The sequence below is a fragment of the Pseudomonas sp. QTF5 genome, from assembly GCF_000512695.2.
GTDB lineage: Bacteria > Pseudomonadota > Gammaproteobacteria > Pseudomonadales > Pseudomonadaceae > Aquipseudomonas.
The window spans coordinates 1-25,821 of record NZ_AZRW02000048.1 but is presented as its reverse complement, the minus strand read 5'-3'; the positions used below and the strand labels follow the sequence as shown (position 1 = coordinate 25,821).

At 60.4% G+C, this 25,821-nt stretch carries 15 protein-coding genes; 4 read left to right on the top strand and 11 right to left on the bottom strand.

What is annotated here, in order from left to right:
- Positions 1-86: 86 nt before the first annotated feature.
- The 3 genes from glgB to IC37_RS25905 all read right to left on the bottom strand — a co-directional run bounded on the left by glgB (position 87) and on the right by IC37_RS25905 (position 7,838).
- A complete protein-coding gene (gene glgB / locus IC37_RS25915) occupies positions 87-2,318 on the bottom strand; it encodes a 1,4-alpha-glucan branching protein GlgB (protein WP_030129165.1) in 2,232 nt (743 codons plus the stop codon).
- A 2-nt stretch (positions 2,319-2,320) separates the two neighbouring features.
- Positions 2,321-5,662: a maltose alpha-D-glucosyltransferase gene (gene treS / locus IC37_RS25910; protein WP_030129166.1), complete on the bottom strand. Its 3,342-nt coding sequence runs from the start codon at positions 5,660-5,662 to the stop codon at positions 2,321-2,323.
- Between the two features lie 178 nt (positions 5,663-5,840).
- Positions 5,841-7,838, bottom strand: coding sequence for an alpha-1,4-glucan--maltose-1-phosphate maltosyltransferase (locus IC37_RS25905; RefSeq protein WP_030129167.1), 1,998 nt, complete (start codon positions 7,836-7,838; stop codon positions 5,841-5,843).
- Between the two features lie 216 nt (positions 7,839-8,054).
- On the opposite strand from IC37_RS25905, the gene IC37_RS25900 reads away from it, so the two are divergent.
- Positions 8,055-8,237 carry a hypothetical protein gene (locus IC37_RS25900; protein WP_081729303.1) on the top strand — a complete coding sequence of 61 codons (183 nt, stop codon included), beginning with the start codon at positions 8,055-8,057 and terminating at the stop codon, positions 8,235-8,237.
- Positions 8,238-8,254: 17 nt separating this feature from the next.
- Here IC37_RS25900 and IC37_RS25895 read toward each other — a convergent pair whose 3' ends face one another.
- Positions 8,255-8,755: an MgtC/SapB family protein gene (locus IC37_RS25895; protein WP_030129168.1), complete on the bottom strand. Its 501-nt coding sequence runs from the start codon at positions 8,753-8,755 to the stop codon at positions 8,255-8,257.
- 130 nt (positions 8,756-8,885) lie between these two features.
- Between IC37_RS25895 and IC37_RS25890 the strand changes: the two genes are divergently transcribed.
- From IC37_RS25890 to mapR, 3 genes are all read left to right on the top strand, one after another.
- On the top strand, positions 8,886-9,119 hold the full coding sequence (locus IC37_RS25890; RefSeq protein ID WP_030129169.1) for a DUF3203 family protein: 234 nt from the start codon (positions 8,886-8,888) through the stop codon (positions 9,117-9,119).
- A 195-nt stretch (positions 9,120-9,314) separates the two neighbouring features.
- Entirely contained in the window at positions 9,315-10,727 is a 1,413-nt protein-coding gene (gene ccoG, locus IC37_RS25885; protein WP_030129170.1) for a cytochrome c oxidase accessory protein CcoG, read from the top strand.
- Positions 10,728-10,931: 204 nt separating this feature from the next.
- Entirely contained in the window at positions 10,932-12,341 is a 1,410-nt protein-coding gene (gene mapR, locus IC37_RS25880) for a GntR family transcriptional regulator MpaR (protein ID WP_030129171.1), read from the top strand.
- A 151-nt stretch (positions 12,342-12,492) separates the two neighbouring features.
- On the opposite strand, the gene IC37_RS25875 is transcribed toward mapR, so the two are convergent.
- From IC37_RS25875 to tpx, 7 genes are all read right to left on the bottom strand, one after another.
- Positions 12,493-13,239: an SDR family oxidoreductase gene (locus IC37_RS25875; RefSeq protein WP_008069154.1), complete on the bottom strand. Its 747-nt coding sequence runs from the start codon at positions 13,237-13,239 to the stop codon at positions 12,493-12,495.
- A gap of 117 nt (positions 13,240-13,356) precedes the next feature.
- Positions 13,357-15,438: a bifunctional diguanylate cyclase/phosphodiesterase gene (locus tag IC37_RS25870; protein WP_030129172.1), complete on the bottom strand. Its 2,082-nt coding sequence runs from the start codon at positions 15,436-15,438 to the stop codon at positions 13,357-13,359.
- 109 nt (positions 15,439-15,547) lie between these two features.
- The gene (locus IC37_RS25865; protein WP_030129173.1) at positions 15,548-17,047 is read right to left on the bottom strand and encodes an efflux transporter outer membrane subunit; all 1,500 of its coding nucleotides are present in this window, start codon (positions 17,045-17,047) and stop codon (positions 15,548-15,550) included.
- The gene (locus IC37_RS25860) at positions 17,044-20,151 is read right to left on the bottom strand and encodes an efflux RND transporter permease subunit (RefSeq protein WP_030129174.1); all 3,108 of its coding nucleotides are present in this window, start codon (positions 20,149-20,151) and stop codon (positions 17,044-17,046) included. Before IC37_RS25860 ends, IC37_RS25865 begins: the two co-directional genes overlap by 4 nt.
- Complete coding sequence (locus tag IC37_RS25855) at positions 20,148-23,252, bottom strand: MdtB/MuxB family multidrug efflux RND transporter permease subunit (RefSeq protein ID WP_030129175.1); 3,105 nt, start codon at positions 23,250-23,252, stop codon at positions 20,148-20,150. The genes IC37_RS25860 and IC37_RS25855 overlap by 4 nt, the downstream gene beginning before the upstream one ends.
- Positions 23,249-24,565: an MdtA/MuxA family multidrug efflux RND transporter periplasmic adaptor subunit gene (locus IC37_RS25850; RefSeq protein WP_030129176.1), complete on the bottom strand. Its 1,317-nt coding sequence runs from the start codon at positions 24,563-24,565 to the stop codon at positions 23,249-23,251. Before IC37_RS25850 ends, IC37_RS25855 begins: the two co-directional genes overlap by 4 nt.
- Before the next feature lie 439 nt (positions 24,566-25,004).
- Positions 25,005-25,505: a thiol peroxidase gene (gene tpx, locus IC37_RS25845; protein WP_030129177.1), complete on the bottom strand. Its 501-nt coding sequence runs from the start codon at positions 25,503-25,505 to the stop codon at positions 25,005-25,007.
- Positions 25,506-25,821 lie beyond the last annotated feature (316 nt).

Here is a 25,821-nt window from a genome sequence, read left to right as displayed (position 1 = left end):
AAGCCCGCTCCCACATTGGATTGTCGTCGTACACAACACCAATGTGGGAGCGGGCTTGCTCGCGAATGAAGCGACGCGGTTTTAGATCACCCCTCCGGACGTAAAATCAACACCGCCAACGGCGGCAGGTTCAACACCAGCGAAAGGGCCTGCCCATGACTTGGCTCTTCTTCGGTGAACACCCCGCCGCCGTTACCGTAATTGGACCCGGCGTAAGTATCGGCATCGCTGTTAATCAACTCGACCCAACGCCCGGAAAATGGCACTCCAACGCGGTAGGACTGACGCGGCACCGGGGTGAAGTTGGCCACCACCAACACCGGCCGCCCGTCTTTGCTCCAGCGCAACCAGGCATAAACGCTGTTGATCGCGTCGTCGCCGATCAACCACTGGAAGCCTTGCGGGGCATCGTCCTGATCGTGCAGCGCCGGTTCTTCGCGATACAACTGATTCAGGTCACCGACCAGTTTTCGCACACCCTGGTGTTCCGGGTATTGCAGTAAATACCAATCCAGCTGCTGATCGTGATTCCACTCACGCCATTGGCCGAACTCACATCCCATGAACAACAGTTTCTTGCCGGGATGCGTCCACATGAAACTCAGATAAGCCCGCAGGTTGGCAAACTTCTGCCAGCGATCGCCGGGCATCTTGTCGATCAGTGAATGCTTGCCGTGGACCACTTCATCGTGGGAAATCGGCAGGATGAAGCGCTCGGACCAGGCGTACACCAGACCAAAACTCAGCTCATTGTGATGATGGGCGCGGTATACCGGATCCTGCTGAATGTAATGCAGTGAATCGTGCATCCAGCCCATGTTCCACTTATAGGCAAAACCCAGCCCACCCTGTTGCGTGCTCTGGCTGACACCCGGCCATGCCGTGGATTCTTCGGCAATCACCAACGCGCCCGGTGTTTCCAGGGCCACCACATCGTTGAGATGGCGGACGAAATCAATGGCCTCCAGATTCTCCCGACCGCCGTGACGGTTGGGCACCCATTCGCCGGCCTTGCGCGAGTAATCGCGATACAGCATCGACGCCACTGCGTCCACGCGCAGGCCATCGACATGGAAATGCTTGAGCCAGTGCAGCGCCGACGCCAGCATATAGCCGTGCACCTCGGTGCGGCCCAGGTTGTAGATCAGCGTGTCCCAGTCTTGGTGAAAGCCTTCCTGCGGGTTGCCGTACTCATATAACGCGGTGCCGTCGAACTGCGCCAGGCCATGGGTATCAGTGGGGAAATGCGCCGGCACCCAATCGAGGATCACGCCGATCTCGGCCTGGTGACAGGCGTTGACGAAAGCGGCGAAGTCATCCGGCGTACCGTAACGGGCGCTCGGGGCGAATTGCGACAGCAGTTGATAACCCCACGAGCCACCGAACGGATGCTCCATGATCGGCATCAGTTCGATGTGGGTAAAACCCAGCTCCTTCACATAAGGAATCAGCCGCTCGGCCAACTCGGGCCAGGTGTACTGACGGGCGACCTCACCGAGGTCATCCAGCTCGCATTGCCAGGAACCGGCGTGTAATTCGTAGATCGACAACGGTGCGCTGGTTCGCTGACGCTCGCCCCGCGACTGCATCCAGGCGTGGTCGTGCCAGTCGATTTTCAGCGGCGAGGCGACTTTTGATGCGGTGTCCGGCGGCAGTGCGGTGGCGAGGGCCATCGGGTCGGCCTTGAGCGGCAAAATGCCGTGGGCGCCAAGTATTTCGTATTTGTAGAGCTCCCCCGCTTGCAGGCGCGGAATGAACAACTCCCAGACCCCGGAAGGATGGCGCAGGCGCATCGGATGCCGACGACCGTCCCAGACGTTGAAGTCGCCGACCACCGAGACCCTTTTGGCGTTCGGTGCCCACACAGCGAAGCGCACGCCATCGACGCCATCGACCGTCTTCAGTTGCGCGCCGAGGCAACTGCTCAAGTCCCGGTGATTGCCCTCGGCGAACAGATACAAATCCATCTCGCCGAGTAACGGGCCGAAGCTGTAAGGGTCCTCGGCAAGTTGCTCGCCGCCGGCCCAACGGGTTCGCAACAGATAGGGCCGGGCCCGTTCGAAGTGCCCGACGAACAGCCCTGGGGTTTGGGTGGTCTCAAGGCTGCCGAGTTCTTCCCCGGATTCCTTGTCCACCACTTGCACGCTCAAGGCGTCCGGCAGATAGGCTCGAATGAATCGCCCGCCAGCGCCATCACCGTGCGGGCCGAGAATTGCAAAGGGGTCTTGGTGCTCGGCGCGTACTAACGCATCGATATCCCGCGCTCTGGGCAGCAGCGCCTCATTAACTTGTCCCTGTTCCTTGTTCGAGATACTCATGACTACTCTCCACCAAGATCGGAAAAGGGTTTAAGCCCACTCAATAATCCATATAAACCGTGCAACGGCACAGGCAACCAGGTGGGGCGATTTTCCGCCTCATAGGCCACTTCATAAGCCGCCTTCTCCAGACCGAACAACGCCAGCGCAGCGTCCTCGCCTTCAGAATCTTGCCATGCATGAGCAAGACTAGCTGCCGCCAGCCGATAAGCGTCGACAAATGATTGTCGCGCCTCTTTCAGATAACGATCTGCGACTCGTTGACGCGCCGCCTGGGCGTCGGCGGTGTTGTCAACGTTGTGCACGTTGATCGCCATCGCTGCGGCGTAATCGAAGGAACGCAACACACCGCTGACATCTTTATAGGGGCTGTGTTTGCCCCGGCGCTCATGCAGCGGCCGCGCCGGTTCACCCTCGAAGTCGATCAGGTAGGCATCACCCTTGATCACCAACACCTGCCCCAGATGCAAGTCACCATGGACGCGAATGCGCAGGCCACCAGCCGCTTTCTTACCCAACTCCTGAACATGGCTGAGGATGGTTTTTTTGTTGTCCAGCAATCGACTGACCAATGCCTGATCCGCGGCGTTCAGTTCGGTTTGACGCTGCGTGAGCAACTTCAGGGCGTGTTCCAGTTGGGCCGCCACGTCCTTGGCCGAGGCCTGGGCATCTTTCTGGGTGGTGATCTGTGGAGCAAAGTCCGGGTTGGCGCTCGGGGCCGCCAACACCTGATGCATTTCTCCCAGACGCTGACCAAGCATGCCGGCGAAATCCTTCAGCTCGCCGAGGGCGTTGTAGTGCTGCTCCTGTTCGGACACAGCATCGGCGAGTTCGTCGCGAAGTGCCCGTTCGAGGTTGTTCTGCGTCCACTCCCACGCATCGCCCTGATTGCTCAAGTAGCCTTGGGCGATCATCAACAGCGTGTCCTCGCCCGCCGCATCGCGACGAATCACCGCCCCCAGCAGCGGCGAAATATTCTGGAAACCGGCATGGGTCAGGTACGCACTCATTTCCAGTTCCGGGTGCACCCCTGATGCGACCTTGCGGATCAGTTTCAGCACCAGGCTGCTGCCGATTACCACCGAACTGTTGGATTGCTCGGCGGACAGATAACGCACTTCCGATTCGGCAGTCAGGCCTAGTTTGGCCAGTTCGCCGGTAGGCTCGAAACGGATCTCGCCGCCGTCCGATGACAACACCAGCCCGGCCTGCATGCTCTGCAACACGGCATGAATAAAGCTCTCGAGGCTGAAGGCGTCGGTGATCAGGCCGACCTGACGGCCGCGCCGGACCCTGGCCAGCGCCAATTGCTGCGGCAAGGCCGCGCCGACCTGCTCCTCGGAGATAAAACCGAATGGCAACTGATAACGGCTGGTCTGACCGCCACTGGTGACGTCGATTTCACCCAATAGCACTGGATGCTGCGGGTCGCCAAAACGCACGCCGTAAGCGAGGTTGACGTTGTCGATGATGCCGTCCTTGCCAGCGTACCAGCGGCGGTTCTGCAACCAGCTCGGCAGAATGCCCTGCTCCAGGGTATGGCGGGATGGCGCTTCGAGCAGCTCTTCCATGCGTTTTTTCAGCACCAGGGTGGTGAAGTCCGGCAGGCTTTGCGCCGGTTCCACGTGCCAGCTCGGCATCTGGTTTTCCGCCGCCAGCCCGAACCAATAGAAACCGTATGGCGCCAGCGTCAGCAGGAAATTCAACTGGCCGATGGGTGGGAAGGCATTGCCGCCAAGCATCTCCACCGGAACCATGCCGACATAAGCCGACAAATCCAGCTCCGCCGCTTGCGCGCTGCGGGATACGTTGGCCACGCACAAAATAATCTCGTGCTTGCCGTCCGGGCCGGTGAATTCGCGGGTATACGCCAGAATCCGTCGATTGCTCGGCGAGAGCATCTTCAGCGTCCCGCGACCGAAGGCCTTGGACTGCTTGCGTACCGCGAGCATGCGCCGGGTCCAGTTCAACAATGAATGAGGGTCGCCGGCCTGGGTTTCGACGTTGACCGACAGATAGCCGTATTGCGGGTCCATGATTGGCGGCAATACCAGGCTGGCCGGGTCGGCGCGGGAGAACCCGCCATTACGGTCGATCGACCACTGCATCGGCGTGCGCACGCCATCGCGGTCGCCAAGGTAGATGTTGTCGCCCATGCCGATTTCATCGCCGTAATACAGGGTCGGCGTGCCGGGCATCGACAGCAGTAAACTGTTGAGCAATTCCACGCGGCGACGATCACGTTCCATCAACGGCGCCAGACGCCGGCGAATCCCCAGATTGATTCGCGCTCGACGGTCGGCGGCGTAGTAATTCCACAGGTAATCGCGCTCCCGGTCGGTGACCATTTCCAGGGTCAGCTCATCGTGGTTGCGCAGGAAAATAGCCCACTGGCAGTTGGCGGGAATTTCCGGGGTCTGGCGCAGAATATCGGTGATCGGGAAACGATCTTCCTGAGCCAGCGCCATGTACATCCGCGGCATCAACGGGAAGTGAAAGGCCATGTGGCATTCGTCACCGTTCTGGCCACTGGCGTCGGTGTTGCCGAAATACAGCTGAGTGTCTTCCGGCCATTGATTGGCCTCGGCCAGCAACATGCGGTCGGGGTAATTGGCGTCGATCTCGGCACGGATCTGCTTGAGGACGTCGTGGGTCTCGGGCAGGTTTTCGTTGTTGGTGCCGTCGCGCTCGATCAGGTACGGGATCGCGTCCAGGCGCAGACCGTCGATGCCCATGTCGAGCCAGTAACGCATCACCGACAGCACCGCTTTCATTACCTGCGGATTGTCGAAGTTCAGGTCCGGCTGGTGGGAATAGAAACGGTGCCAGAAGTATTGACCGGCCACCGGATCCCAGGTCCAGTTGGACTTTTCGGTATCGAGAAAAATGATGCGGGTGCCGTCGTATTTCTGATCGTTATCGGACCAGACGTAGAAGTCGCGGGCCGCCGAACCAGGCTTGGCCTTGCGCGCGCGCTGGAACCATGGGTGCTGATCCGAGGTGTGATTGATGACCAGCTCGGTGATTACCCGCAGGCCACGTTTGTGGGCCTCGGAAATGAAGCGCTTGGCATCGGCCAGAGTGCCGTAGTCGGCATGAACGCCACGGTATTCGGCGATGTCGTAACCGTCGTCGCGACGTGGCGAAGGGTAGAACGGCAATAGCCAGATGGTATTGACGCCCAAGTCGGCAATGTAATCGAGCTTGGCGATAAGGCCGGGAAAGTCGCCGATCCCGTCGTTGTTGGAGTCGAAAAAAGATTTAACGTGAACCTGGTAGATCACCGCATCCTTGTACCAGAGCGGGTCCTTGATGAAGGTGGCTGACCTGGGTTTCTTCGCCATTTGTAACTCCTGAAAAATTCTGGGAAAACTGTATCTGCCTGAAGAAATGCGGTCAGTGTGGGAGCGGGCTTGCTCGCGAAGGGGCCATAACAGTCAGCACTGATGTCGCCTGACACACCGCTTTCGCGAGCAAGTCGAATCATCGCACCGCCGCTCCCACATTTGATCTTCGCCAGGCTCAGGAACTGGTAATCCGCCAAATCCCGAACGGCAGATGCCACGGTTCAATCCGCATGAACTGAAACTTGCCGTGCCAGGTCCAGCGATGGCCGTTCATCAAGTCCTCGCCCTGGGTGACGGCATCATCGGGCAAACCCATTTCCCACAGCGGCAATTCGAAGTTCGCCTCCTGGGCGTGATGCGGATCGAGGCTGACTGCCACCAAAATGAAATTGCTGCCGTCAACGCTGCGTTTGCCGAAGTACAGAATGTTGTCGTTCCAGGCGTTGTAGACCTTCAGCCCCAGGTGCGTGTGCAGCGCCGGGTTCTGCCGGCGAATGCGGTTGAGCTGGGCGATTTCGGCAATGATGTTGCCCGGCGCATTGAAGTCCCGCGGGCGGATTTCGTACTTTTCGGAATTGAGGTATTCCTCCCGGCCCGGCACCGGTGCCGCTTCACACAGTTCAAAACCCGAATACATGCCCCACAGCCCGGAGCCCATGGTCGCCAACGCGGCGCGAATCAGAAAACCGGCGCGCCCGGATTCATGCAGGAACGCCGGGTTGATGTCCGGCGTGTTGACGAAAAAATTCGGCCGGTAGCATTCACGCCACGGCGATTCATTGAGTTCGGTGAAATAGGTTGCCAGCTCGGTCTTGGTGTTGCGCCAGGTGAAATAGGTATAGCTCTGGGAGTAACCGACCTTGCCCAGGCGCGCCATCATCGCTGGCGTGGTAAAGGCTTCGGCCAGAAAGATCACCTCGGGATACAGTGCCCGCACATCGGCGATCATCCACTGCCAGAATGGCAACGGTTTGGTGTGAGGATTATCGACGCGAAACAGCTTCACGCCCTCCTCGACCCAACCCACGACCACATCGCGCAACTCGATCCACAGGCTGGGAATCGCGTCCACGGTATAGAAGTCGACGTTGACGATGTCCTGGTATTTCTTCGGCGGGTTCTCGGCGTATTTGATCGTGCCGTCCGGCCGCCAGCTAAACCAGCCGGGGTGTTGTTTGAGCCACGGGTGGTCCTGGGAACACTGAATCGCAAAGTCGAGGGCGATTTCCAGCCCATGCTCGGCGGCGGCCGCGACGAGCCGGCGAAAATCTTCGCGAGTGCCCAGTTCCGAGTGAATTGCCTCGTGGCCGCCCTCTTCGCTGCCGATGGCGTAAGGGCTGCCCGGATCGTCGGGGCCGGCGATCAACGAGTTGTTCGGGCCTTTGCGGTAGCTGCGGCCGATCGGGTGGATCGGCGTGAAATACAGCACGTCGAAGCCCATGTCCTGGATCATTGGCAGCCGCGAATGCACGTCGTTGAAGGTGCCGTGGCGGGCCGGGTCATCGGTGATCGAGCGCGGAAACAGTTCATACCAACTGGCGAACTGCGCCAGCGCTCGCTCTACGTCCACCGGGTATTCAGGGCTCAGGCTCAGGAAGGGACGATGGTCGGCCTGGGCCATCAAGTCCGCGCTACGCTGGTGCAGAAACAAAGCGACCTGCTCGGTTTCGAGCAGACCGGACAATTCATGATGCAACGCCGCCAGTTGTTCACTGAGGTGGCCTTCGGAACGTTCGGCGGCCTGCTGGACGTGAGTGCGCCCTTCCTGCAATTCCAGGCTGACCGATACGCCAACGGCGTGTTTTTTCTCCAGCTCATAACAAAAACTGGCGAACTGATCGATCCAGGCTTCGAGGCAGAACACATAACGCCCCTGCTTCGCGACGCGGAACTGGCCCTGCCAGCCGTTATTGCCCAGCTCGGCCATTACCTCGCTCTGCCAGGTATCGTCGCCGTCGGCACGCCAGCGAATGCGCACGGCCAGTTTGTCGTGACCGTCGGCAAACACTTTGCTGGTCACCACCACGTTCTGATCAATCACGGCTTTAACGGCGAATTGCCCGCCATCGAGGGTCGGCATGGTGTTTTCGATCACGATCCGCGGTAGCAGTAATGCCTGAGACAGCGGGATATGCGGGTTGTAGCTCAGTTCTGTGGGTTTTTCAGCGGTCATCGAGCATCTCTCCTTAACGCCCCAAGGACGCTCTTGTGCCTTGTCGTCATTCACACGAAGCGGTCTGCCCCGACATGAACTCACTTAAGTTCCGAACAGCAGGCGCCGGTAAAAGTTCAGAGGGATTTGCCAAGTCTTTCGGGGAATCAAATTCCCTGAGTACGGGTCAATCAACTTAAGCACGACTCACGCCATCTGCCACTGGAGACTGTTTCGATGAGTATTCCTATCCCCGCCGAGACACCCGATCCGAACATCGATGAGCCGACGATTCCGCCCATACCCCCAACCCCGCCGACCGAACCCGGCCCCATCCCCGAGCAGGAACCGCCAGGCACCAGCCCGCCACCCCGGGAAGAGCCGCCGAGCACCCAGCCGCCGGAGATCGTGCATCCGTAAACTGCATGAAAGCTCAACTACGGGTTTCGATCCTTTTCAATCTGGCGCACGACGATAGGCATCACACCGAGAATCACCAACGCCAACAACGTACTGAGCACCGCCGTCGCCTCGCGGCCCATTCCGGCTGAAACACCAATGGCCGCGGTCATCCACAACCCGGCGGCGGTGGTCAGGCCTTTGACATGGGCCTCGTCGCCATCGGTGTTTTTCAGGATAGTCCCGGCGCCGAGAAAGCCGATGCCGGCGATCACGCCCTGCACCACCCGGCTCATGGCATCGGCCTGGGATCCTGACATCTGCGGCACCAGCACAAACAACGCCGCGCCCAGTGCCACCAGCATATGGGTGCGAATCCCGGCGGCCTTGCCCTTCTGTTCACGTTCGAAACCGAGAATGCCGCCCAGCAAGGCGGCCATCAGCAAGCGCACCGTAATGCGCGTCAGTTGTGAAGCATCGCCAATGTCGGCGAACTCCGCTTGCAGCGTCACCCAAACCTCGTGCCACCAAGCGTCCATGGCGCAGTCCTTGTGATGAATTAATGACTCGATAAAGGATGGACCGCCCCCACCATTAATCGGTTGCACAGAACGATGACCGGCGGATGCGCCCTAACACTTCAGAATCCGCAGAAAAAAGGACGCCTCCATGACCGTGCGCATCGATAACCAGACCTGTTTCTTCATCACCCAAAACGGCGAAGAAATCCGTCTTTGCTCCGACGTGACCATCATCACCGACGGGGAAAAATCCATGTCGGCGGTCGACCTCGACGGCCGCCGCATTTACATCACCGAAGCAGAAGCCGATGCATTGACCGTAGCAGGCGCAGTGGACGGTCGCCGACATTTGAAAGCCACGGACAGTGATTCGGTGATTTGACTGACTCGTGTCAACACACGCCGCAGACACCTGGCATAGGTGTTTGCGGCCAGCCGTTGCAGGTGCATCAAGTTGTCGCAGGCGGGTGCCAGAAACTCATCTGATCCGCTTTTTATTGCTTTAGCTGAGTCTGTTATGTAAACAGATCGCTGGTCATAGTGCTCAGGCCTGATGGAGGCTGATGAGCGAAAGACCATGAGCGATAGAATCCCCGTCCGAACCGTTGAAACCTTTGAGCCTTTGCGTCCAAAGATAAAGGCCAAGTCCAGCGACAACCTGATCCACACCCGCAGCTTCACGGGTTTGTTCCGCACACTGCGCATGAGTGGCGCGGGGGTTCTGTTTTTGCTGTTCTTCGGCACGGTATGGCTGAACTGGGGTGGCCGCCAGGCGGTGCTCTGGGACCTTTCCGAAAGCAAATTCCACATCTTCGGCGCAACCTTCTGGCCACAGGATTTCATTCTGCTTTCGGCGCTGCTGATCATCGCCGCGTTCGGCCTGTTTGCGATAACCGTGTTCGCCGGTCGGGTCTGGTGCGGTTACACCTGCCCGCAGAGCTCCTGGACCTGGATCTTCATGTGGTGCGAGAAGCTCACCGAAGGCGAGCGCAACCAGCGGATCAAACTGCAAGCCGCGCCCTGGGGCCTGAACAAACTGATCCGCCGCTCGGCCAAACACACCCTGTGGCTGGCAATCAGCCTGCTCACCGGCCTGACCTTTGTCGGCTACTTCACGCCGATCCGTCCGCTGGCCGAAGAGCTGCTGACCTTGCAGATCGGCGGTGTCAGCCTGTTCTGGGTGCTGTTCTTCACCGGTGCCACTTACATCAATGCCGGCTGGCTGCGCGAAGCGGTGTGCATGCACATGTGCCCGTATGCGCGGTTCCAGAGCGTGATGTTCGACAAGGACACCCTGACCATTTCCTACGACGTGGCTCGCGGCGAAAACCGTGGCCCGCGCAAACGAGACGTCAAACCCGTCGAAGTCGGTTTGGGTGATTGCATCGACTGCCAGTTGTGCGTGCAGGTCTGCCCGACCGGCATCGACATCCGCGACGGCTTGCAGATGGAATGCATCGGTTGCGCCGCGTGCATCGACGCCTGTGATTCAATCATGGACAAAATGGGCTACGCCCGTGGGCTGATCAGCTACACCTCGGAGCATGAATTGCAGGGTGGCAAGACCCACCTGCTGCGCCCTCGCTTGATCGGCTACACCGCCGTACTGCTGCTGATGATCGGCGCCCTCGCCCTGGCGCTGGTAGAGAGGCCAATGGTGTCGCTGGACGTGAGCAAGGACCGTGGCCTGTTCCGCGAGAACAGTGCAGGCCAGATCGAAAACATCTACAGCCTGAAAATCATCAACAAGACCCAGCAACGTCAGGATTATCGATTGACGCTGGTCGATGGCGATGGCTTCCAATTGCAAGGCAAGACCGAACTGAGCCTGGCCCCCGGTGAGATCGTCGACGTACCGGTGTCGGTGGCGATGACCACGGATCGCCCGAGCAGCAGCTCGCAGACCATCGGTTTCAAGATTGTCGACAGTGATGAGCCGGATATCTACAGCGTGGCCAAGAGCCGGTTTGTTGCACCGATGAACCGCTGAGCCTTTAAGATGCGATCTTTTGTGAGATGCGTTNGCAAATAAATTTATCTTTAAAATCAATGAGATAAATTTTGTTCTATAAGAGCTTGCTCCCGCTGGGGTGTGAAGCGCCCCCAAAATTTTACGACTGCTACGCAGCCGAGCGGGAGCAAGCTCCCTCGCCACAACAGCGCACCCACTGAATAACTTCAAACCGGGCCTTTGATGAAACGCTACGAAAAATTCGCCGACGACATCGCTGAACTGATCCGCTCCGGCGTCCTCGGTCCCGGCCAGCGAGTGCCGTCGGTACGCTATGCCAGCCAGACTTACGGCGTCAGCCCGTCCACGGTGTTCCAGGCCTATTACCTGCTCGAACGTCGCGGCCTGATCCGTGCCCGGCCGCGTTCCGGCTACTTCGTCAATGCGCATGCACCGAGCCCGTTCTCGGAGCCGGTGATCAGCAGCCAGGTCAGCGAGTCCACTGAAGTCGACGTCAGCGAACTGGTGTTCTCGGTGCTGGACTCGATCAAGGATCCGACCACCGTGCCCTTTGGTTCGGCGTTCCCCAGCCCCACGCTGTTCCCGCTGCAACGGTTATCTCGCTCACTGGCCAGTGCCACCCGGGAAATGGACCCGCGCATGGTGGTCACCGACATGTCGCCGGGTAACCCGCAACTGCGTCGACAAATCGCCCTGCGCTACATGGTCGGCGGGCTGATGTTGCCCATGGAAGAGTTGCTGATCACCAACGGCGCCCTCGAAGCCCTGAACCTGTGCTTGCAAGCGGTCACCGAACCCGGTGATCTGGTGGCCATCGAAGCCCCGGCGTTCTACGCCAGCCTGCAAGTGCTGGAACGGCTTAAGCTCAAAGCGGTGGAAATTCCCGTCCACCCGCGAGACGGCATCGACCTCGGCGTGCTCGCGCAAACCCTGGAGCGGCACCCGATCAAGGCCTGCTGGTGCATGACCAGTTTCCAGAACCCCATGGGCGCGACCATGCCCGAAGCGAAGAAGCAGGAGCTGGTGGAGCTGTTGCGCAGCCACCAGGTGCCGCTGATCGAGGACGACGTCTACGCCGAGCTCTATTACGGCCAACAGGCGCCAAAACCGGCCAAGGCTTTCGATACCGAAGGGTTGGTGATGCACTGCGGTTCGTTCGCCAAGAGCCTGGCCCCCGGCTACCGCATCGGCTGGGTCGCCGCTGGGCGTTATGCGCAGAAGATCGAGCGCCTGAAACTGATGACCTCACTCTGCGCCTCGATGCCTGCCCAAGCCGCCATCGCCGATTACCTGCAACACGGCGGCTACGACCGGCACCTGCGCAAACTGCGTTACGCGCTGGAAGAACAGCAAAGCGCCATGCTCGCCGCCATCGCCCGCTACTTTCCGGCGCAAACGCGCGTCAGTCAGCCGGCCGGCGGTTACTTCCTGTGGCTGGAACTGCCACCGCAGATGGATTCGCTGAAGTTGTTTCAGATGGCATTGGCGCAAGGAATCAGCATCGCGCCGGGGCCGATCTTTTCACCGACCCAGCGGTTCAGGAATTGTATACGGCTGAATTACGGGAGCCCTTGGACCGAGGATTCGGAGAAGGCGATGGAGACGTTGGGGCGGATTGTGCGGTCGTTTTGAAGGTTTGATGTTGTCTGGGCTATCGCCTTCGCGAGCAAGCCCGCTCCCACAAGGTGCAATGTTGAGAACACGATAGTGTTTACACCGCAGCACACTGTGGGAGCGGGCTTGCTCGCGAAGAGGCCGGTGCAGACACCGCAAATCTTGAGGATTAGCGCCCCCCACCAAGGTCGACGAAAGTCCCCGTCGCATAAGAAGCCTTATCCGACAACAACCACACAATCGCCTCCGCCACTTCATCCGGCCGCCCACCCCGGGCCATCGGGATCGCCGACTCCAACTTGCTGACCCGATCCGGATCACCGCTCAATGCATGGAAATCGGTGTAGATGTAGCCCGGCCGCACGGCGTTGACGCGAATCCCCTCGCCCGCCACTTCCTTGGACAGGCCAATGGTGAACGTATCCAGCGCGCCTTTAGATGCTGCGTAGTCGACATATTCGCTGGGGGCGCCCAAACGGGCAGCGACCGACGATACATTGACGATGCTGCCACCCTGCCCACCGTGCTTGGGCGACATACGCAGGATCGCGTGTTTGGCGCAGAGGATCGGCGCCAGGACGTTAGTCTTGAGGATTTTCAGAATACGGAATTCGGACATTTCGTCGATCCGCGACTTTTGCCCGACAGTGCCGGCGTTGTTCACCAGCGCCGTGACGCGGCCCAGTTCTGTGTCCACGCGGTGGAACAGTCCGATCACTTCGTCTTCGATGCTGACATCGGCGCGCACCGCAATGGCCTGGGCGCCGAGTGCACGGACTTGCTCCAGCACACTGTGCGCCGCCTGTTCGTCGGACTGATAGTTGATACAGATCCGATAGCCCTGCTCTGCGGCCAACAGGGCCGTGGCGGCGCCAATTCCGCGGCTTCCGCCGGTGATGACGATGACTTTGTCCATGCTGGCATTTCCCCCGTTACAAGCGTAAGCAGTCGGGGCCAAGAATAACCGCCATTGCGCGGTTTTGCATGAACCTGCGTCAATTCCAATGACGACAACCCTGTGGCGAGGGAGCTATCAGCCGGCAGCCAATTGCTCCCCGCGGTGAATATCGGCCATGAAGCGCTCGGCTGGCAGCGGGTGCCCCAGCAGGTAACCCTGCAACGAGTCGCAGCCCAATTTGGTCAGGAAGTCTTGCTGGACATCGGTTTCCACTCCTTCGGCGACGATCCGCAAGCCAAGCGCCTGGCCGAGGGCGACGATGGCCGACACGATGGCCGCGTCGTCGCTGTCATGTTCCAGATCGCGGACAAAACCCCGATCAATCTTCAGCTCATTGGCCGGCAGGCGCTTGAGGTACATCAAGCTCGAATAGCCGGTGCCAAAGTCATCGATGGATAGGTCGACGCCCATTTCCGAGAGTTCCCGCAGCACCGTCATGCTCGCATCCGCGTCGCTCATGGCGGTGGTTTCGGTGATTTCCAGGGTCAGGCTGTTGGCGGGCAGATGATGAGTGGCCAAGGCCTTGGCGACACTCTGGACCAACCCGGCGTGGCAGAACTGCAAGGCCGAGAGGTTCACCGCGATGCGCCAGTCGGTGTAACCGAGCACGTACCACTCGCGCATCTGACGGCAAGCTTCGTTGAGCACCCATTCGCCGATCGGAATGATCAGCCCGGTCTTCTCCGCAAGATCGATGAATGTGTCCGGCTGCAGCATGCCCTGGGTCGGGTGCACCCAGCGCAGCAACGCCTCGGCGCCCACCGCTCGGCCATTGCCGGCGTCGAACTTGGGTTGGTAATAGAGACTGAACTGCTGCTGATCGACGGCATTGCGCAGGTCTTGCAGCAATTGCAGCTGTTTGCGCGCGTTGCTGTTCATCGAGGCGTCGAAGAACCGGTGGCCGTTTTTCCCGGCGCCCTTGGCGTGATACATCGCGGCGTCGGCATTCATCAGCAGCTCCTCGGCGGTGTGTCCGTTGCCCGGATAGAGCGCGATGCCGACGCTGGCGGAAATCTGCAAGTCATGTTCCGCGACCCGGAACGAGCGCCCGATCAGCCCCACCTGTCGCGCCGCCAGGTTCAGCGCGTCATTCGGCTCGGTGAGTTGCACCAGCAGCACAAACTCATCGCCGCCGATCCGCGCCAGGGTGTCCTGGCTACGCAAATCCTCGCGCAGACGCAAGCCGACCTCGCGCAACAACTGGTCGCCCATGTGGTGCCCGAAGGCATCGTTGACCGGTTTGAAGCCATCCAGATCGATAAACATCAAGGCGAAACAGCCGCCCTGCTCCTGCACCCTCGACATCGCCTGATCGATACGATCGGCCAGCAATACTCGGTTTGGCAGACCGGTCAGCGTATCGTGCAGCGCCAGTTGGGTGAGCTCGCGATTGGCCTCGGTCAGCGATTGGGCGAGCTGCGCAGTGCGAGCCTCCAGGCGGGCATCGAGGATCGACGTCAGCAAGGCAATGCTCAACACCGCCAGGGTGGTGATCAGAACCAGATTGTCCAGGCCCTTGCCGTTCAGGCCATCGACCGCCGCACCACAGAAACTGCCGTCCGCGAAGCGCGCCGCGGCCATGCCGGTGTAGTGCATGCCGACGATGGCGACACCCATGATCACCGCCGCACCGCCGCGGATCAGGCGAACATACGGTGCGTGCTGGCGCAGGCGGAACGCGATCCATAACGCCGCGCCCGACGCGCCGACGGCTATCAGCAGCGACGAACTAAACAGGGTCGGGTCGTAATCGATGCCCGGCTGCATGCGCATGGCGGCCATGCCGGTGTAATGCATCGCACTGATGCCCGAGCCCATGACCAGCGCGCCGAACGTCAATTGCCAGGCCGGCAGTTGTGGCTGGCTGACCAGCCACAGGGCAAAGCCGCACGACAGGAGCGCAATCAACAGCGACAACGAAGTGAGGGTAATGTCGTAACCCAGATCGATCGGCAATGTGAAGGCGAGCATGCCGATGAAATGCATCGACCACACGCCAATGCCCATCGCAAAAGCGCCACCCACCGTCCATAAATGCACGGCTCGGCCCTTGGCCGTGGCGATGCGTCCGGTGAGATCGAGCGCGGTATAAGAGGCCAGTATCGCCACACAGAGCGATATGAAAACCAGCGTAAAGGAATAACTACCGATGAGCATGGGACTTCTCGCAACCGCCCCCGCTGTGCTGCGTTCGTTCACGGGGAGCAAAGTCGGCGATTGTACTGATTCCGCGGACGAACGCACTCACAAAGTTATCAAAGGGCCATCAAGGCGATGAAACATTTGTGTGATCGTTGCTCAACTGAAGCTGCCCGTCCCACCCGCCGCCCAGTGCGGCGATCAATTGCACGCTGGCGATCAAGCGGCTCTGCAACAAGCTCAGCACGTTGCGCTCGTTGCTCAATGCCGTGGCCTGAACCACCACCACATCCAGATAAGCAATCACTCCGGCTTTGTATTGATTGCGGGTCAAACGCAAGGATTCGCGCGCTGCATCCAGGGCTTCCTGGCGCACCTTGGCCTCGTCTTCCAGCACCTTGAGCTGCACCAGATAGTTTTCCACTTCACGCAAGCCATCGAGCACGGTCTGGCGGTACTTGGCGACGGTTTCGTCATAGGCCGCTTCGCTGCGATCGACTTCCGCCGAGCGCTGCCCACCGTCGAACAGGGTCATGGCCAGTTGCGGGCCGACCGACCAGAAGCGGTTCGGCACGCTGATCCAGTTGTTAGAAGTGCTGCTGCTATAACCGCCGTTCAGGCTCAGGGTCAGGTCCGGGTAGTAGGCGGCTTTGGCCACGCCGATATTGGCGTTGGCGGCCATCACCGAGCGCTCGGCGGAGGCAATGTCCGGGCGGCGTTCCAGCAACTGCGAAGGCAGGCTCAGCGGCACCTGCGGCAATGCCGGGATGTCTGGGGTTTCGGCCAGGCTGAATTCGGCCGGCGGCAGGCCAATCAGCACGGCGATGGCGTTCTCGAACTGCGCGCGCTGCCAGATCAGGTCGACCATTTCCGCCTGAGTGCTTTTGAGCTGCGTGGTGGCCTGTGCCACCGCGTCCTTGCCCGAGACACCGGCGCGGTACTGGTTTTCGGTCATGGTCAGCGAGCGTTGATAGGCCTCGACCGTCGCTTCCAGCAGACGCTTCTGCTCGTCGATCACCCGCAATTGCAGGTAGTTCTGCACCAGCTCCGATTGCTGGCTCAGGCGCATCGCCGCCAGATCGGCAAAACTCGCCTCGGCGTTGGCCGTGTCGGCTTCCAGGCCTCGGCGCAATTTGCCCCAGACATCCGCTTCCCAACTGACCCCGGCCTGCGCGGTATACGTGTCGCGAATACCGCTGGAGGAACTGCTCAGGCTCGAACTGCTGCTACCGGTGCCCTGGCTGGAACGGGTTTTCCCGACGGTCAGGTCCACCGTCGGGAAAAACGCCCCCCGGGCATTGCGCACCAAGGCCTGAGCCTGGCGGTACTGGGCTTCGGACTGGGCGACGGTCTGGTTGGCGCTGTTGAGTTTTTCGATCAGGCCATTGAGCTGCCGGTCGCCATATAGCTCCCACCAGGCACCGCGCGCCAAAGAATCGCTGGGGTTGGCCTGACGCCAGCCGGCGGCTTCCTTGTACTGCACCGGCGCGGCAGTTTGCGGGCGCTGGTAATCCGGGCCGATGGCGCAGGCACTGAGCATCGCCACGCACAGCGACAGGCTCAGCAAACGCGAGCCTCGGGCCGTGATCAACGGTGCAACCAGGTTGATAAGCGAACGGTCAGTCATAGCGGAGTTTCCAGAGCAGCATCGGTACGCACCCCACGCCAGCGGTTGAAGCGATGGCGCAGATTGTCGAGATAGAGGTAAACCACCGGGGTGGTGTAAAGGGTCAGCACCTGGCTGAAGACCAGCCCGCCGATGATGGTCAGGCCCAGCGGCTGGCGCATTTCCGCCCCTTCGGCACGGCTCAGCAATAACGGCAAAGCGCCGAGGATCGCCGCCAGAGTGGTCATCAGAATCGGCCGCAGCCGTTGCAGGCAGGCGCTGCGGATCGATTCCAGCGGTTCCAGGCCCTGGTGCCGTTCCAGTTGCAGCGCCAGATCGATCATCAGAATGGCGTTTTTCTTCACCACGCCAATCAGCAAGAACAACCCGAGCAAGGAGATCAGGCTGAACTCGCCGCCCAGCGCATAGATCGACAGCAACGCCCCGACCCCGGCCGATGGCAAGGTCGAGAGAATGGTCAGCGGATGAATGTAGCTTTCATACAGCACGCCCAGCACCAGATACACCGCCACCAGCGCGCCGAGAATCATCCACGGCTGGCTCTTCTGGGTAGCGGCAAACGCATCGGCGGTACCGGCCATTTTGGCGATAACGTCTTCCGGCAAACCGACCTTGGCAATCGCCCGCTCGATGGCCGCCGAGCCCTGCTCCACCGTCACGCCTTCGGCCATGTCGAACGCGATGCTTTCTGAAGCGAACTGGCCTTCGTGGCTGACCCGGTCGTCTTCCAGGCTGTTTTCGTAGTGGGCAATGGTCGACAGCGGAATCCGCGCACCGTCGGCGGTGATCACCTTGACCTGATTCAGGGTGATCGGGTCCTGGGCGTATTTCGGGTTGACCTCCATCACCACCTGATACTGGTTGAGGCTGTCGTAGATCGTCGAAATCTGCCGCTGGCTGTAGGCGTTGTTCAGCACCGCGGTGACCATGTCCATGTCCACGCCCAGACGCTTGGCCTGATCGCGATCGACAATCAGAGTCACTTGCGGGGCGCCCCGGCCTTCGCGCGCGTCAATCGCCGTCAACTCCGGCAGCGCCTTGAGGGCGGTGACAACTTTCGGATACCACTCACGCAACGCGCCGAGATCGCCGCTTTGCAGGATGTAGGAATATTGCGAGGAGGTCTGCTCGCGGCCGCCGCCAAATTGCAGGTCCTGATCCGCCATCAGCATCAATTGCGCACCGGGCACCTTGGGCATTTCCTTGCGCAGGCGTTCGATGACTTTTTGCGCGGACAGGTTGCGTTCCTTTATCGGCTTCAGCCGCACCAGCATGAAGGCGTTGTTGGTGCCGTTGCTGCCACCGATGAACCCGGCGACGCTTTCAACCGCCTCGTCCTTAAGCACGGCACGGCGGAAGATTTCCATCTTCGGCTGCATCACGCTGAACGACAGGCTGTCATCGCCGCGCACGAAACCGATCAACTGGCCGGTGTCTTGCTGAGGCAAGAAGGTTTTAGGAACAACGACATACAGCGCGATATTCACGCCAATCGTCACGAACAGACTGAGCAAGGTCAGCCGACGGTGACGCAGCACCCAATCGAGGCTGGTGGCGTATTTGCCGACCATCCACTCGTTGGCCCGCTGGCTCCAGCGTTGCAAGCGGTTTTCCTGCCCCGGTGTATGCGGCTTGAGCCAGCGGGCGCAGAGCATCGGCGTCAGCGTCAGCGACACCAGCAACGACACCACAATGGCCGCCGCCAGGGTGATGGAAAACTCGCGGAACAGGCTTTCGATGATCCCGCCCATGAACAGGATCGACAGGAACACCGCCACCAGCGAGACGTTCATCGACAGCAGCGTGAAACCGACTTCCTGGGCCCCGAGGTACGCGGCCTTCATTGGCGGCACGCCTTTGTCGATGTGCCGGGAAATGTTCTCCAGCACCACGATGGCGTCGTCCACCACCAGCCCGGTGGCCAGAATCAGCGCCATCAGCGACAGGTTGTTCAGGGAGAACCCGTAGAGGTACATCACCGCAAACGTGCCCACCAGCGACACCGGCACCGCCAGGGTCGGAATCAGCGAGGCACGGAAGTTACCGAGGAACAGGAACACCACCAGAATCACCAGCACCACGGCAATCAGCAGGGTCATTTCCGCTTCGTGCAGAGTGGCCTTGATCACCGGCGAACGGTCCATCGCCAGGTTCAGTTTGACGCTGGCCGGCAGCACTGCCTGCAACGCCGGCAACTGCGCCTTGATCTCGTTGACCGTCTCGATGATGTTGGCGCCCGCCTGGCGGTTGATCACCAGCAACACCGCCGCGTCGTCGTTGAAGAACCCGCTGTTGTAGCGGTCCTCGACGCCGTCGCTGACCTTGGCCACATCCTTCAGGCGCAGGGCTGCGCCGTCCGCATAGTGAATGATCAGCGACTCGTAATCCTTGGCCTTTTCCAGTTGATCGTTGGCCTGAACCTGCCACAGCCGCTGGCCGTCTTCGACCGAGCCCTTGGGCCGGCGCACGTTGGCGTTGGCGATGGTGTTGCGCACGTCGTCCAGCGCCACGCCGTACTGGTTGAGCGCCTGGGGTTCGAGTTCGATGCGCACCGCCGGCAACGAGCTGCCACCGATTTGCACTTCACCGACGCCCTGCACCTGCGACAGGCTCTGCGACAGAATCGTCGAAGCGAGGTCGTAGAGCTGGCCTTTTTCCAACACATCGGAGGTCAGCGACAGCACCATGATCGGCGCCTGAGACGGGTTGACCTTCTTGTAGGTCGGCATGCTGCGCATCCCGCTCGGCAGCAAGTTGCGCGAGGCGTTGATCGCCGCCTGCACTTCCCGCGCCGCGCCGTTGATGTCGCGGTCCAGGTCGAACTGCAGAATCACCCGCGTCGAACCCTGGCTGGAACGGCTGCTCATAGTATTGACCCCGGCGATCGCGCCGAAGGAACGCTCAAGCGGCGTAGCCACGGTCGAGGCCATGACCTCCGGGCTTGCACCGGGCAGGCTCGCCTGAACCACGATCACCGGGAAGTCCATCTGCGGCAGCGGCGATACCGGCAACAGGCCGAAGCTCACGCCGCCCAGCAATATGATGGCCAGGCTCAACAACATCGTCGCGACCGGGCGCTTGATGAAAGGTCCGGACAGGTTCATGGCTGTTCTACCGGTTCCACAGACTCGGACTTACGGCCCCAGCGCCGCCCGAGGCGATCGAAGTACAAGTAGATGACAGGCGTGGTAAACAGCGTCAGCACCTGACTCACCAGCAAACCACCGACCATCACCAGACCCAAAGGCTGGCGCAGTTCCGCGCCGGAACCGGTGGCCAGCATCAATGGCACCGCGCCGAACAACGCCGCCAGGGTGGTCATCAGAATCGGCCGGAAACGCAGCAGCGCTGCCTGATAGATCGCGGTTTGCGGGTCCATGCCTTGGTTACGTTCCGCCTCGAGGGCGAAGTCGATCATCATGATCGCGTTCTTTTTCACGATACCGATCAGCAGGATGATGCCGATGATCGCGATCATGCCCAGGTCATTGCCGCTTAACAGCAACGCCAGCAAGGCGCCGACCGCCGCCGAGGGCAAGGTCGAGAGAATGGTGATCGGGTGAATGTAACTCTCGTAGAGCACGCCGAGCACGATGTACATGGTCACCACCGCCGCCAGAATCAGCAGCAAGGTGCTCGACAGCGACGCCTGGAACGCTTCGGCCGCGCCCTGGAACTGGGTCTGCACGCCGATCGGCATACCGATGTCTTTCTGTACCTGATCGATGATCTCGACCGCATGCCCCAATGCCACGCCGGGCGCCAGGTTGAAGGACATCATCACCGCCGGGAACTGGCCGATATGGGTGATCGCCAGTTGCGCCTGGCGCTCCTCGACATGCGCCAGGCTGGACAGGCGCACCTGACCGCCATCGGTAGTCTTGACGTGAATCTGGTTCAGCGCATCCGGACCGATCTTCTCGCCGGACTGCGATTGCAGCACCACGCGGTATTGGCTGGCCTGGGTGTAAATGGTGGAAATCTGCCGCTGACCGAAAGCGTCATACAGCGCATCGGTGATATTCGACACCGACACGCCGACCCGCGACGCCGCATCGCGGTCGATCACCAGATAAACCTGCAAGCCCTTGTCCTGCAAATCGCTGGCGACGTCAGTCAACTCCGGCCGTTGCGCCAGCGCTTCCACCAGACGCCCACTCCACAGGCTGAGCAACTCGGCATCTGGCGACGACATGCTGAATTGGTACTGCGTGCGACTGACCCTGTCTTCGATGGTCAGGTCTTGCACCGGCTGCATGAACAGGCGAATGCCGATCAGCTTGTCCAGCTCCGGTTGCAGGCGCGCGATCACTTCGGTGGCACTCAGATCGCGATGGCTGTGGGATTTGAGGTTGATCAGCAATCGGCCGCTGTTCAGCGTCGAGTTGTCACCGTCGACCCCGATGTAGGACGACAGGCTCTCGACCGCCGGATCGGCGAGGATCACCTTGGCCAGTTCCTGCTGCCGCTCGCTCATCGCCGCGAAGGAAATCGACTGCGGCGCCTCGGAAATACCCTGGATCACCCCGGTGTCCTGCACCGGGAAGAAGCCCTTGGGCACCACCATGTACAGGAACACGGTCAACGCCAGGGTGCCGATGGCCACCATCAAGGTCAGCGGCTGGTGCTTGAGAACCCACTTTAACTTGCGCCCGTAAGCCGCGATCATCCAATCAATTGCGGCGCCACTGGAGCGATAGAACCGGCCCTGTTCTGCTTCCTTGGGCTCACGCTTGAGCAGCCGCGCGCACATCATTGGCGTCAGGGTCAGGGAGACGACAAGGGAAATCAGGATCGCCACCGCCAGGGTGATCGCGAACTCGCGGAACAAGCGCCCCACTACGTCGGCCATGAACAGCAGCGGAATCAACACCGCGATCAGCGACAGGGTCAGGGAAATCAGGGTGAAACCAATCTGCTTGGCGCCCTTGAGCGCCGCTTGCAGCGGGCTGTCGCCCTCCTCGATGAATCGGGAAATGTTTTCCAGCATGACGATCGCATCGTCCACCACGAAACCGGTGGCGATAGTCAGGGCCATCAGGGTCAGGTTGTTGACCGAGAACCCCGCGAGGTACATCACGCCGAAGGTGCCGATCAACGACAGCGGCACGGCCACCGACGGAATGATCGTGGCGCTGGCCCGCCGCAGGAACAGGAACGTGACCATCACCACCAGTGCGATGGCGATCAGCAGTTCGTGTTGCACGTCAGTGACCGAGGCGCGAATGGTCTGGGTGCGGTCGGTCAACACGGTGACTTCGAGGCCGGCCGGCAGGTTGTCGGTGATACTCGGCAGCAAGGCCTTGATCCGGTCGACCACTTCAATGACGTTGGCGCCGGGCTGTCGCTGGATGTTCAGCAATACGGCCTGGTTTTCATTGGCCCACGCCGCCAGACGTTCGTTTTCGGCACCGTCGACGATCTCTGCCACGTCCTTGAGTCGCAACGGCGCGCCGTTGCTGTAGGCGAGGATCAGGTTGGCGTAGTCCTTGGGTGAAGTCAGCTGGTCGTTGGCGTCGAGCATCGACACCCGGGTCGGGCCGTCGAAGTTGCCCTTGGGCTGGTTGACGTTGGAGGCGCCGATGAGGGTGCGCACGTCCGACAGGTTCAGGCCATTGGCCGCCAGGGCCTCGGGATTGACCTTGATGCGCACTGCCTGACGCTGACCGCCGGCAATGCTGACCATGCCGACGCCGCTGATCTGGGCGATTTTCTGCGCCATGCGGGTGTCGACCAAATCATTGAGTTTGGGCAACAGCATGGTTTTCGAGGTAATGGCCAGGGTCAGCACCGGGGTATCCGCCGGGTTGACCTTGTTGTACACCGGTGGTGCTGGCAGATCCTTGGGCAGCAAATTGGTCGCGGCGTTGATCGCGGCCTGCACCTGCTGCTCGGCGACGTCCATGTTGATGTCGAGGCTGAACCGCAGGGTCAGCACCGAGGCGCCGCCAGAACTGGTCGAGGCCATCTGGGTCAGGCCGGGCATCTGCCCGAACTGCCGCTCCAGCGGCGCAGTCACCGCGCTGGTCATGACATCCGGGCTGGCGCCGGGATAGAGCGTCATGACGCGGATAGTCGGGTAATCGACCTGGGGCAATGCCGACACCGGCAGCAGCCGATAAGCGATCACGCCGGCCAGAATAATGGCCAGCATGCTCAGGGTCGTGGCGACCGGACGAAGGATGAACAGCCGCGAGATGTTCATGCGCCGCCCTTTTTCGCCTTGTCGGTGGCCGCTGGCTCAACCGGGGTCGCCGCTGACTTGCCTTGCAGGTGTTCGGTCGGGGTGGTCGGTACATCCTTGCTGTCGTTGACGACTTCCACTTCGCTGCCTTCTTTCAGGCGGTCGGTGCCTTCCAGCACTACCCGATCGCCAGCGGCCAGGCCTTCGGTGATCACCGTGTTGTCACCGTCACTGGCGCCGACTTTCAACTGACGGATGGTGACTTTCTTCTCGCCGTCCATCGCATAGACGAATGTGCCATTGGTGCCGAACTGAATCGCCGCCGAGGGCGCAAGCACCACGCCCTTGAGGGTGTCGGCCAGCAAGTGGACGTTAACGAATTGATTAGGGAACAGCGCTTGATCGCGGTTCTCGTAGCGGGCCTTGAATTTCAGGGTGCCGGTGGTGACGTCGATCTGGTTGTCCAGGCTCTGCAACACACCAGTGGCCTGCAATTTGGTATCACCACGATCCCAGGCTTCGGCGGGCAGTTTGGCGCCGGTGCGATAGCGGGCCAGCACGGTGTCCAGGCTGTTTTCCGGCAAGGTGAACGCCACGCTGATCGGTTGGGTCTGGGTGATGATCACCAGTGCCGTGGTGTCGTTGGCCGCCACAAGGTTGCCGACGTCCAGCTGGCGCAAGCCCACGCGCCCGGCGATCGGCGCGCGGATTTTGGTGAATTCCAGATTGAGCTTGGCGTCGTTGACCGCCGCCTGATTGGTCTTGACCGTGCCCAGGTACTGGCCGACCAGTGCTTCGGCGGTGTCCAGGGTTTGCTTGGCGATACTGTCTTCGCGGTACAGGCCGCGATAGCGCTCGACATCGACCTGGGCGTTTTTCAGTTGTGCCTGACTCTGCAGCAAAGTGCCTTCGGCCTGGAGCAAGGCATTCTGGTAAGGACGCGGATCGATTTCCGCCAGCAGGTCACCCGCCTTGACCATTTGCCCTTCTTCAAAATAGACCTTGACCAGTTCGCCGCCGACGCGGCTGCGCACATTGATGGTGTTCAGCGCGGTAACCGTGCCCAGCGCTTTGTAGTACAGCGGGAAATCGCCTTTGACCACCGGCGCCACGCGCACAGGGACCGGCCCGGACGCCCCTCCAAACCCTGGACGCATCCCCCCCGACCGACCGGTGTGCCCGGCAACGGCTTTCTGCCCTGCGCCCTCCTTCGGGCTGCTGTCTGCGGGCCAGAATTTCCAGCACAGGCCGGCGATGACCAACAGGACAAGCAGGCCGAACAGCCAGCGACGGGGATTGCGGGAAGCGGAGGATTGCATTGAGTGATCAACCATTGGGCGCGTGGGCTTCTTTACATGAGGCTGAACGATAAGCACTGATGGGTATTAAGCAAAGCGCCTTTACCGGCAATTTACCTTTGGCTTACGTAACAGGAGATTTGGCTAAGACGCTGAAGCACAAATGAAAACGGCCTGGACAGAGGGTAACGCTGTTCACTTAAGAGAGTTTGAGTCAGAAAAACCTGTGGCGAGGGAGCTTGCTCCCGTTTGAATGCGTAGCACTCACAAAAATCTGCAATGGTTGTCAGATTTTTTGGGGCCGCTACGCAGCCCAACGCGAGCAAGCTCGCTCGCCACAAAGGTAGGCATGACTGATGAGCGCGCTTTAAGTAAACAGCATTGCTCGACAGAGGGGCGTTAACAATCAATTACCCCGCGGCGGGGAAATCAGCTGAGAACGTCCCCTAGGCCGTTAACAATTGTAAAACTTCGCTTATTTCAGAACGGCGAGTGCTGCCTCGTAGTTCGGCTCTTCAGCGATTTCCTTGACCAGTTCGCTGTGCAGGACCTTGTCGTTTTCGTCCAGCACCACGACGGCACGGGCAGTCAGGCCTTTGAGTGGGCCATCGGCAATCGCCACGCCGTAGTTCTCGATGAACTCGGCACCGCGCAGGGTCGACAGGTTCTGGACGTTTTCCAGACCTTCGGCGCCGCAGAAACGAGCCTGGGCGAACGGCAGGTCAGCGGAGATGCACAGTACGACGGTGTTGGCGATGTCATTGGCCTGGGCGTTGAACTTGCGCACGGAAGTAGCGCAGGTCGGGGTGTCGACGCTTGGGAAGATGTTCAGCACTTTGCGCTTGCCAGCGAAGCTCGCCAGGGTCACGTCGGACAGATTGCCGGCAACCAGGGAAAAGGCTGGCGCCTGGGAACCGGCTTGTGGCAATTGGCCGTTGACTTGAACCGGGTTGCCTTTAAGAGTGACTTGAGCCATGAACGGAGTCCTTCTGAACGTTGATGTAGAGAATTTTGACGAGGCCGAAGTTAACCACGAAATGGTCTGAGGACCTATGCCCAGATACAAATTGTGATATGTCGTCGCACAAAACTGGATACAAGCGTTTCAACAAAACTTACTAACACTGCATGACCCTGTGGGAGCGGGCTTGTGTGGCGAGGGAGCTTGCTCCCGCTCGACTGCGTAGCAGTCGCAAAGCTTTTGGGGCCGCTTCGCGACCCAGCGGGAGCGGGACTGTCATAAATTTTGTGTTCGGGCATAACATGTTGAAGAGGTGCATGTATGCCAACCA